At 59.8% G+C, this 1100-nt stretch carries 1 pseudogene; it reads right to left on the bottom strand.

Going from position 1 to position 1100, the window contains the following annotated elements:
- Positions 1-21: 21 nt before the first annotated feature.
- Positions 22-305 (bottom strand): annotated as a pseudogene (locus tag EOD15_RS34670) (type II toxin-antitoxin system ParD family antitoxin).
- Between the last annotated feature and the right edge of the window lie 795 nt (positions 306-1100).

Below are 1100 nucleotides of genomic sequence, written 5' to 3'. Positions count from 1 at the left end.
CAATCCGATACTCCACCCCTACTAGGCTTTCGCCTGCTTCGCGCGATGACGCGCCTCCAGCCGGGAGAAAACCGTTTCGGCAGGGACCTCTTCGATGAATCCTGCCGGAGTTCAGCCAGGCGCCCCGGTATCTCCTCGCGCAGCCATTTCTCCCGCTCCGCCTCCAAATCCTCAAGCATGCGCAGGCCCGCGCGGACAACTTCGCTGGCATTGTTGAAGCGGCCTGATTCGAGCTGCTTCCTGATGGAGCTCTCGTAATGGTCATTCAAAGCGAATTTGGCATTGGCATCCCCCTGCGGGGACATGGGAGTGATCCCGCACCTGGCGATAGGCTATCAGCAAAATTGGCCGATTCGACCATGCTACACCTTGCGCCACTCATCCCCAGAGAATCGCCCTTCACTTTGATTCGACTTGATCGAGGCGTCGCTTCAGCGCCCCCCAGGCCGCTCGGCCAACGGCACTTGCGGCGTGACACACCCAACCGCCGGCGCGATCGAGGATCCACATGCAGGTCGATTCGCGGTCCTCAGTCATTCATGGCCGAGGGTGGCCACAAAAAGCCGACTGAATAGAACACCACCCCGACCCAATTCATTTCGTATTTGATTGCAAGTCACCACCGGCATCACTGACCGATGCCTGAGGATCGGATGCTTCGTCTTTTCTGCCTCCGATTCGGTTGATCTGGCCATGGCGGCGGCTGGGCGCCTCGCTTGCCAATCCCCTGAACGCAAACGGCCCGCGGCTGCGGGCTATTTTGAATTAGGTTTGTTGAGAGGCTTGTCTGTCGTCGTAGCTTGTCGGCTGGGGCCTCTTTCTGCGCCGAGGAGTGCCGCTTGCAGGCACCGCCGAGGAGTGCCGCTGCAGGCACCATTGTCCCCCGAATGCGAACGGCCGGCGGGGCATTGTTCCTGGCGGGCCGTTTGCTTACCGAAGTTTGGTTGGGGAGAGGATTTGAGTTTTCTGTCTGGCGGCTTGGGCTTGGCCTGCTTGGGGGAGCCTGATGACGGGTTAAACCCCGGCACCAGGGCAAAAAACAAAAGAGCCCGCACGAGGCGGGCTGTTTGTTTAGTGAGGTTTGGTTGCGGGGACAGGAT

This window comes from Mesorhizobium sp. M7A.T.Ca.US.000.02.2.1 (assembly GCF_003996995.1).
GTDB lineage: Bacteria > Pseudomonadota > Alphaproteobacteria > Rhizobiales > Rhizobiaceae > Mesorhizobium.
Note: the sequence above shows the minus strand (reverse complement) of the source record. Positions and strands in the feature narration are given on the sequence as shown.